11 protein-coding genes are annotated in these 8,134 nt (G+C 73.5%); 7 read left to right on the top strand and 4 right to left on the bottom strand.

The genetic code is table 11. The features are described from left to right. Window positions 1-247 (bottom strand): DoxX family membrane protein (locus tag BU198_RS26585; RefSeq protein WP_188299410.1); only part of this gene is annotated, 247 nt, incomplete at its 3' end. 214 nt (window positions 248-461) lie between these two features. On the opposite strand from BU198_RS26585, the gene BU198_RS26580 reads away from it, so the two are divergent. Continuing rightward, a complete protein-coding gene (locus BU198_RS26580) occupies window positions 462-1,094 on the top strand; it encodes a MarC family protein (protein ID WP_188299409.1) in 633 nt (210 codons plus the stop codon). A 50-nt stretch (window positions 1,095-1,144) separates the two neighbouring features. Here BU198_RS26580 and BU198_RS26575 read toward each other — a convergent pair whose 3' ends face one another. Beyond that, window positions 1,145-1,684 carry an NADPH-dependent FMN reductase gene (locus tag BU198_RS26575; RefSeq protein ID WP_188299408.1) on the bottom strand — a complete coding sequence of 180 codons (540 nt, stop codon included), beginning with the start codon at window positions 1,682-1,684 and terminating at the stop codon, window positions 1,145-1,147. A 95-nt stretch (window positions 1,685-1,779) separates the two neighbouring features. Further along, complete coding sequence (locus BU198_RS26570) at window positions 1,780-2,244, bottom strand: Lrp/AsnC family transcriptional regulator (protein WP_223244969.1); 465 nt, start codon at window positions 2,242-2,244, stop codon at window positions 1,780-1,782. Window positions 2,245-2,435: 191 nt separating this feature from the next. On the opposite strand from BU198_RS26570, the gene BU198_RS26565 reads away from it, so the two are divergent. The 5 genes from BU198_RS26565 (at window position 2,436) to BU198_RS26545 (ending at window position 6,689) form a co-directional block, all read left to right on the top strand. Further along, window positions 2,436-3,266: a tryptophan 2,3-dioxygenase gene (locus BU198_RS26565; RefSeq protein ID WP_188299406.1), complete on the top strand. Its 831-nt coding sequence runs from the start codon at window positions 2,436-2,438 to the stop codon at window positions 3,264-3,266. 80 nt (window positions 3,267-3,346) lie between these two features. Beyond that, window positions 3,347-4,573, top strand: coding sequence for a kynureninase (kynU, locus tag BU198_RS26560; protein ID WP_188299405.1), 1,227 nt, complete (start codon window positions 3,347-3,349; stop codon window positions 4,571-4,573). Window positions 4,574-4,655: 82 nt separating this feature from the next. After that, complete coding sequence (locus BU198_RS26555; RefSeq protein WP_188299404.1) at window positions 4,656-5,291, top strand: TetR/AcrR family transcriptional regulator; 636 nt, start codon at window positions 4,656-4,658, stop codon at window positions 5,289-5,291. Beyond that, window positions 5,288-6,052: a glucose 1-dehydrogenase gene (locus BU198_RS26550; protein ID WP_188299403.1), complete on the top strand. Its 765-nt coding sequence runs from the start codon at window positions 5,288-5,290 to the stop codon at window positions 6,050-6,052. Before BU198_RS26555 ends, BU198_RS26550 begins: the two co-directional genes overlap by 4 nt. A 139-nt stretch (window positions 6,053-6,191) precedes the next feature. Next, window positions 6,192-6,689, top strand: a complete 498-nt coding sequence (locus BU198_RS26545; protein ID WP_188299402.1) for a hypothetical protein — start codon at window positions 6,192-6,194, stop codon at window positions 6,687-6,689. A gap of 13 nt (window positions 6,690-6,702) precedes the next feature. Here the strand turns inward: BU198_RS26545 and BU198_RS26540 are convergent, their stop codons facing one another. Further along, window positions 6,703-7,647: a hypothetical protein gene (locus BU198_RS26540; RefSeq protein WP_188298754.1), complete on the bottom strand. Its 945-nt coding sequence runs from the start codon at window positions 7,645-7,647 to the stop codon at window positions 6,703-6,705. A gap of 76 nt (window positions 7,648-7,723) precedes the next feature. Here BU198_RS26540 and BU198_RS26535 point away from each other — a divergent pair. Further along, on the top strand, window positions 7,724-8,134 hold a 411-nt coding region (locus BU198_RS26535), incomplete at its 3' end, for a TetR/AcrR family transcriptional regulator (protein ID WP_188299401.1).

Here is an 8,134-nt window from a genome sequence, read left to right as displayed (position 1 = left end):
CCGCGCCGGCCGCCGGCGTGGCCAGCCCGGCCACCAGCAGCGCACCGCCGCCCGCCTCGCCGAGGCCGGCCGCGAGCGCGCTCTGCCGGGCCGGGTGGAAGCCCATGTGCTCCATGGCCTGGGTGGCGCCCTCCAGGCCGCCGCCCCCGAACCAGCCGAACAGCTTCTGGGTGCCGTGCGCGATCAGCACCCCGCCGACCGCGCTGCGCAGGGCCAGCAGGCCCAGGTCCTTACGGTTCAGGCACATGTCGCAATCCTCGTTTCCGCGGCGGAGCGGTCCTGCCGGGAGGCAGTCCTGCCTCCATAGCAACCGAGGGCGCCCGCCCCTTCGAGCCGGGGCCGCCATCCGGGCGAATTCGCCCGGGACCAGGAATGAACCGCCGGGCGAGGAGATTCACGCCACGCCCGGCCGCGGGGCGTGGCGGACCGGCCGCCCGGGGCCCCGCGGTCATGCTTGGCCCATGTTCGTCTTCAACCTGGCCAGCGCCTTCATCACCTTCTTCGCCGTGGTCGGCCCGCCGAAGACCCTGCTGTCCTTCGCCCGGCTGGCCGGGACCAGGAGCAACCTGGAGCTGCGCCGGCTGGCGGCGCTGAGCACGGTCATCTCCGCGGTGATCGGCCTGGTGCTCGGCTTCGGGGCGGACGAGCTGACCACCCTGTTCCACATCAGCGACCAGTCGCTCCAGCTCGCGGGCGGGGCGATCTTCTTCGTCTACGCCGTCGCCCTGGTCTTCGGCGTCCACCTCGGCTCGGACGGCGACGACGACGAGCACCTGGCGAACCCGCTGGTGGACGGCATCCGCGAACTGCTGCTGCCGTACATCGCCAGCCCGCTCGCCATCACGGCCGTCCTGGTCGCCTCGCTCAACCAGGACAACTGGGGCTGGAAGGCCGCCGTCGCCGGGGCGTACGTCGCCGTCGCGGTGATCAACTACCTCTGCGTGGCCGTGCTCGCGCCGCTGATGCGGCGCACCCACCGCACCTCGCTGGAGGTGCTGTCCCGGCTGCTCGGGCTGCTGCTGGCGGCGGTCGGCGTCGAGCTGTTCCTGGAGGGCCTGGCCGGGCTCGGGGTGCACCTGCCGGAGGGGCACTGAGCCGCTCCCCGGTGAGCGGTGTCCGACGGTTCAGCCCATCGGCCGGCCGCTCAGGCCGCCGCCAGGCGGGCCAGCACCTCGCCGATCCGCTCGCGCACCCGCGGGTCGGCGACCAGCCCGTCCCCGCCGACCGCACCGCGCTCCAGCGGCAGCCGGACGCAGGCCTCGTCCAGCACGGCCGCGCCGGTGTAGCCGAGCACGGTGCGCAGCGTGGCCTCGGCGCCCAGGCCGCGGCCGGGACCGGCGGAGTTGATCCAGCCGGCGGGCTTGTCCGAGATCTCGGTCCCGCCGACCGTCCAGTCCAGCAGGTTCTTGAACGCGCCCGGCAGCGTCCCGGCGTACTCCGGGGTGCAGACCAGCAGCGCGTCGGCCGCCTCGATCGCGGCCCGCAGCGCGGCCACCGGCTCCGGCAGCGGATCGGTGTCCCGGTCCGGGTCGAAGTGCGGCAGCCCGGCCAGTCCGGCGTAGTACGTGGTCCGCAGGCCCGGGGTGGCCGCGGCCACGGCGGCCGCGGTGCGCAGCACGGTCTCGTTGGTGGAGCCGGCCCGCAGGCTCCCGGGCAGCAGCAGGATGTGGCGATCGTTCGGCATGCCGGGAACCTACTCCCTGACGCCCGCGTCAAGGACAGCCGGCGACGACGCGGCAGCGGTCGGCGCGGCACCGGCGACCGGCACCGCCCCGGCGGTCAGCGCGGCGGCACCACCGGGCGCCAGGGCACCGGGCTGGACAGGATCATCGAGCTGGACGGCTGGCCGTAGCCGCCGAGCCGGTCGCACACCGCCTCGAACTCGGCCATCGTCGACACCGCGACCAGCAGCACGCAGCACGCCCCGCCGGTGACCCGGTGCAGCTGGACCACCTCCGGCCAGGTCGGCACGTCGGGGTCACGCAGCACGCAGCGCGGGCCGTAGCACTGGATCTGGACCAGCGCGGTGATCGGCAGCCCGGCCCTGGTGAGGTCCACGTGGGCGTGGTAGCCGCTGATCACCCCCTCGGACTCCAGCCGGCGGACCCGTTCGGCCACCGCGGGTGCGGACAGGCTCACCCGGCGGGAGAGTTCGTTGTACGAGAGCCGGGCGTCGGCCTGGAGCTCGGCCAGCAGGCGACGGTCGACGGCGTCCAGGACGGCCTCCCGGGTGGTCGGAACCAACGGATTTCCATTCGTAAGGCGAATCGGCGGAACGCCTTGCGAACGACAACTCGGAAGGCGGTTGCGATACCCGTCGACCATTCAAGCGGGAGGCACCGCCGCCGCACAATGGGCACCCGGTGGAACCCGGCGGTCCGTCTGGTTCACCGGAAACCGGGCGACGCGGCCCGGAGGGATCAGGAGGGATCGGAATGGGGCACGACACGGCGCAGACACCCAACCTGTCGTTCGGTCGGGACGGAGCACCGGGCCGGGGCACCCCGTACGCCCAGTACGCGCGCCTGGAGGAGCTGCACGGCCTGCAGCACCCGCTCAGCGAGGAGCCGTCCGAGCTGTCGTTCATCGTCACCACCCAGGTGATGGAGCTGCTGTTCGACCTGCTGCGGCACGAGTGGACGCTCGCCCTGCGGGCGCTGCGCGAGGACGACCTGACCGCCGCGCTGGCCGCGCTGCGCCGGGGCGCCCACACCCAGGACGTGCTGGTGGAGTCCTGGGACCTGCTGGCCACCATGACGCCGCGCGAGTTCAACTCCTTCCGCTCGCTGTTCGGCGAGGCCTCCGGCTTCCAGTCCTCCGCCTTCCTGCACCTGGAGTTCCTGCTCGGCAACCGGAACGCCGCGCTGCTGAAGATGTACGACGGCATGCCGCGGACGCAGGCCGAGCTGACGGAGACCCTGCGCTCCCCCGGCCTGTACGACGAGGCGCTGGCGCTGCTGGCACGGCGCGGCCTGGCCCCGCGGCGGACGCCCACCGAGGAGCGCTACCAGCCGTCCGCGGAGGTCGAGGCGGCCTGGCGGCGGGTCTACACCGAGCCGGAGTTCGCCGGGCTCCAGCCGCTCGGCGAGGCGCTGCTGGACGTGGCCGAGCGGGTCACCAGGTGGCGCCAGCGCCACCTCTCGACGGTCAAGCGGACCATGGGCGCCAAGCCGGGCTCGGGCGGCTCCAGCGGGCTGGCCTGGCTGCGCAGGTCGGCCGAACAGGACGTGTTCCCCGAGCTGTGGACGATCCGGGACGGCCTGTGACGGGCCGGGCCCCGGCCGGCACGACCGGGACGAGCGGGACGGGACGAGCGGTGCACACCGAGGACGAGGGAGGGACGGGCATGACCACGCGCGAGGAGTGCGCGGCGCTGGACGCCGTGGACCCGCTGGCGGAGTTCCGCGAGGAGTTCACCCTGCCGGACGGGGTGATCTACCTGGACGGCAACTCACTGGGCGCGCTGCCCGTGCGCACGCCCGAGCGGGTGCGCCGGGTGATCGAGGAGGAGTGGGGCCGGGAGCTGATCCGCAGCTGGAACGACGCCGGCTGGTTCGAGCAGCCGTACCGGCTGGGGCGGCGGATCGCGCCACTGGTCGGGGCCTCGCCGGCGGAGATGGTCGTCTGCGACACCACCTCGGTCAACCTGTTCAAGGTGCTGTCGGCCGCGCTGCGGCTGCGCCCCGGCCGGGGCACGGTGCTCGGCGACGCCGAGGCCTTCCCGACCGACCTGTACATCGCCGAGGGCGTGACCGGCCTGGCCGAGGGCGCGCGCAGCGTGCTGATCCGCCCCGAGGAGTTGGACCGGCACCTGGACGGGGACGTCGCCGCGGTCGTCCTCTCGCACGTGGACTACCGCACCGGCGAGCTGCTGGACATGCCGGGGATCACCGCCCGGGTACAGGCCGCGGGCGCGCTGATGATCTGGGACGTGTGCCACTCGGTGGGCGCCCTGCCGGTCGGACTCGGCGCCGCCGGAGCGGACTTCGCGATCGGCTGCACCTACAAGTACCTGAACGGCGGCCCCGGCTCGCCGGCCTTCCTGTACGTCGCCGAACGGCACCTGGCGGCCGGCCCGCTCCAGCCGCTGAGCGGCTGGTTCGGCCACGCCCGGCCGTTCGCCTTCGAGCCCGGGTACGACCCGAAGCCGGGCATCGGCCGGTTCCTGACCAGCTCGCCCTCACTGCTCGGCCAGGCCGCCCTCGGCGCCTCGCTGGACGTCTGGGAGCGGGCCGACCTGGCAGCGGTACGGGCCAAGAGCCTGGCACTGACCGACCTGTTCGTCTCGCTGACCGAGGGCCTGGACGGGGTCGAGGTGGTGACCCCGCGCGAGCACGCCCGGCGCGGCAGCCAGGTCGCGCTGCGGCACGCCGCCGGCTACCCGGTGGTGCAGGCGCTGATCGAACGCGGGGTGATCGGCGACTTCCGCGCGCCGGACCTGATGCGCTTCGGCTTCACCCCGCTCTACCTGTCGTACACCGAGGTCTGGGACGCGGCCCGGCAGCTGGCCGAGGTGCTGGAGAGCGGCGAGTGGCGGGCGGAGCGCTTCTCCCGCCGGGGCGAGGTGACGTAGCCGGGAACAGGGAGTCACGAGCCTGGGGCCCTCGCCCTCGACTCCTTTGCCATTAATAATGCACAGCATTAATATCGAACCCATGGCAAGGACGTCGGCGGGCCACGAGACCCGCGAGAGGCTGGTGCGGGCGGCAGAGGAACTCTTCGCCACCCGGGGCGTGGAAGCCGCCCTGACCAGGGACATCATCCGGCTGGCCGGGCAGAGCAACCCATCCGCCGTGCAGTACCACTTCGGCTCCCGCGAGGGCCTGCTCGACGCGATCATGGCGGGCCGCCAGGAACGCACCGAGCGGGCCCTCGCGCCACACCTGCCCGCACTCGCGGACGCGGACCTGCCGGGACTGCTGGACGCCCTGGTCGCGGCCGAGGCCACCGAGCTGCGCACCGAACAGGGCCGGCACTGCCTGCGGATCTCCGCACAGGTCAGCCACAACAGCGGGGTCCGCACCAGGAGCCCGCACCCGACCCTGGCCGGCGGCGGCTACTGGCACCTGATCGAACGGGTCGAGGAGCGGATCTCCGCCCTTCCGGAGCCGATCCGGCTGGAGCGGATCGACCTGGTCCTCACCCTGATCGGCGCGGCCCTGGCCGACCGGGCGCAGCAGTACCTGGCCGGCTCCACCCCCCTGACGGACGAGGAGACCTTCCTCGCCGACCTGGTGACGATGTCCGCCGCCATGCTCTCCTCCCCCACCCCCCGAAGGAGCAGGTCATGAACGACCTCACCGGCAAGACCGTCATCATCACCGGCGGCGCCCGCGGCCTGGGCGCCGAGGCCGCCCGGCTCGCCGTCGCGTCCGGCGCCAACGTGGTGATCACCGACGTCCTGGTGGAGGACGGCGAGGCCACCGCCGCCGAACTCGGCGAGCGGGCGCGGTTCGTGCGCCACGACGTCACCTCGGAGGAGGACTGGCAGCACGTCGTGGACGTCGCGGTGGCGGAGTTCGGCGCGCTGCACGGCCTGGTCAACAACGCCGGGATCTCCACCGGCACGCCGCTCGCGGACGAGACCGTCGAGCACTTCCGCAAGGTCCTGGACGTCAACCTGACCGGCGTCTTCATCGGGATGAGGACCGTCGTCCCGGCGCTGCGCGCGGCCGGCGGCGGCTCGATCGTCAACATCTCCTCGGCGGCCGGCCTGATGGGCCTGGCGCTGACCGCCGGCTACGGCGCCTCCAAGTGGGGCGTGCGCGGCCTGAGCAAGATCGGCGCGGTCGAGCTGGGCGCCGAGCGGATCCGGGTCAACTCGGTACACCCCGGCATGACCTACACCCCGATGACCGCCTCGGTCGGCATCCGGAGCGGCGAGGGCAACTACCCCAACACCCCGATGGGCCGGGTCGGCGAGGCGCCCGAGATCGCCACCGCCGTGGTCTTCCTGCTCTCCGGCGATTCCTCCTACGTCACCGGCGCCGAGCTGGCGGTGGACGGAGGCTGGACCACCGGCCCGACCGTCAGGTACGTCATGGGGCAGTGAGCCCTCCCCGCCTCCGAGGGCGCGGTGACGCGCCCCCGGAGGCTGTCGTGACGAAGTTCACGCCGGGACCGAGTTCGATCACCATCACCCCTGGGAATATCACGAGTTGATGGCATGTCACACCCCGGGGAGGTCGGGCGTGAACCTCGGACTCGGCCCGCTCGAGCCGGAACCGGCCCCGCTGCTCCTCGGTCTGGCGCTGTTCCTCCTGCTGCTGTGGATGCTCGGCCGCCGGCTGCTCCCCCGGATCGAACGGGTGCGGGCCGCACGGTGGGAGGCCACCGAGGGCCGCGCCGAGCACGCCGAGCGCCTGCTCGCCGAAGCCGAGGCCACCCGGGAGGCCCGGCTGCGGGAGCTGTCCGACGCCCGGCACGAGGCGGCCGGGATCAGGGCGGAGTACGCCGAGCACGGCGCGGCGGCGATGGCCGCGGCCCGCGCCGAGGGCATCCGCGACCGGGACGGCCTGCTCGCCGCCGGCCGCGCCCGGATCGCCGCCGACCGGGCCGAGGCGGCCGCCCTGCTCCGCCGCGACGTCGGAGAGCCGGCCGTCGCCCTGGCCGGCCGGGTGATCGGCGAGCCGGTGCACGCCGTCGCCGCCCAGCGCCGCATGGTGGAACGGTTCTTCGAGTCGAACTAACATGTGCGGCAGGTCAGTTCGTCAGTTCCTCGACCAGCCGGCGGTAGACCTCGAAGGCCGGCTTGGGCGTGTAGTCGTCGCGCAGCAGGCCGAAGTGGGGGAACAGCCCCGTGCCCGCACTGTCCGCGTCCCGCAGGGCGAAGAAGGCGTAGCCGGTGACGTTGAGCTCGGCGGCGAGCCCGGCGACCGTCCGGACCACCTCCGCCACCACCTCGGCCTGCCGCGCCTCGCTCCGCCCGGGGCCGGTGGGCCAGCCGTTCTCGCAGATCCGCAGCGGAACGCCCGGCCCGATCCCGGCCGGGGGCAGCGAGTCGCGGCGGAATCCGGCGACCACCGCCCGTACCGCGTCGGCGAGTTGCCCGGGCGGGACGGGGCGGAAGACGTCCGGGAAGAAGTCCAGGCCGACGTAGTCCAGGGCGCGGTGGAAGCGCTCGTCGGCCAGCCGGCCGAGTTCGGCCCAGAAGGTGTCCGCGGGGTCGAAGGAGGGCACCGCGTTGAAGCCGACGGCCAGGCCGTCGAACCCGTGGGCCAGCGCCTCCTCCTTGGCCGCGACCACGCCCTCGACCAGCGCCCGGCGGACGTTCGGGATGCTGCCGTCCACGGGCGGGAGGTCGAGGTTGGGCTCCTCGCAGATCTGGAGCAGGGCGAGCCGGTGCCCCTCGGCCCTGACCGTCCGCCGGACGAAGTCCAGCCAGCCCGCTGTCTCCCCGCCGCGCTCCCGGTACTGGAGCACCAGGTCGAGCCTGCGGCCCTCGGCCGCGTACTGCCCGGGCTGCTCGGGGGTGTGCTCGCCGCCCGGGTACGAGCGGTAGGCGCGGACCAGGAACTCGGCGGCGCCGCCCTGGAGTTCGCGCAGGGCGGCGGTGATCCTGGCGGGGTCGTCGGGGCGGACCGGAGCGATGACGCCGGTGTCGTCACCGACCGGTCCGCCGGGATAGATGCCGAAGGTGAAGGTCATGCCGTCACGGTAGCCGATATTTTTGGTGCCACTGCAAATTTAGAGTGACATCATGTTCCGTGGGTAGGATCCGGCCATGGGACTTCGCGAACTCAAGAAGCAGCAGACCCGGGAGCTGCTCTCCGACACCGCCATGGGCCTGTTCGCCGAGCGCGGGTTCGACCGGGTCACGGTGGTCGAGGTGGCCAGGGCCGCCGGGGTCTCGCCGAACACGGTCTTCAACTACTTCCCGACCAAGGAGGACCTGTTCTTCGACCGGCAGGAGGAGGTGGTCGCCCACCTGGCCGAGGTGGTCCGGCGCCGCCCCTCGGGCGGTTCCGCCGTGGACGCCGTCCGGGCCGACCTGCTGGCGGCCTTCGCGAGCGGGGAGCCGACGGTCGGGCTGAACCCCGGGATGGCGGCGTTCTGGCGGATCGTCGAGGACAGCGCCGCACTGCGGGCGCGGCTGCTGGAGCTCGGCGAGCGGGCCGAGGCCGCGCTGGCGGCC

Source organism: Streptomyces sp. CBMA156, from assembly GCF_014596515.1.
Lineage (GTDB): Bacteria > Actinomycetota > Actinomycetes > Streptomycetales > Streptomycetaceae > Kitasatospora.
This window is presented reverse-complemented; position numbering and strand designations above follow the sequence as displayed.

Coding starts and splice junctions, on each gene's coding strand:
- BU198_RS26580 (WP_188299409.1), top strand. CDS start 462: ATGTTCGTCTTCAACCTGGCCAGCGCCTTCATCACCTTCTTCGCCGTG.
- BU198_RS26575 (WP_188299408.1), bottom strand. CDS start 1,684: ATGCCGAACGATCGCCACATCCTGCTGCTGCCCGGGAGCCTGCGGGCC.
- BU198_RS26565 (WP_188299406.1), top strand. CDS start 2,436: ATGGGGCACGACACGGCGCAGACACCCAACCTGTCGTTCGGTCGGGAC.
- kynU (WP_188299405.1), top strand. CDS start 3,347: ATGACCACGCGCGAGGAGTGCGCGGCGCTGGACGCCGTGGACCCGCTG.
- BU198_RS26555 (WP_188299404.1), top strand. CDS start 4,656: ATGGCAAGGACGTCGGCGGGCCACGAGACCCGCGAGAGGCTGGTGCGG.
- BU198_RS26550 (WP_188299403.1), top strand. CDS start 5,288: ATGAACGACCTCACCGGCAAGACCGTCATCATCACCGGCGGCGCCCGC.
- BU198_RS26540 (WP_188298754.1), bottom strand. CDS start 7,647: ATGACCTTCACCTTCGGCATCTATCCCGGCGGACCGGTCGGTGACGAC.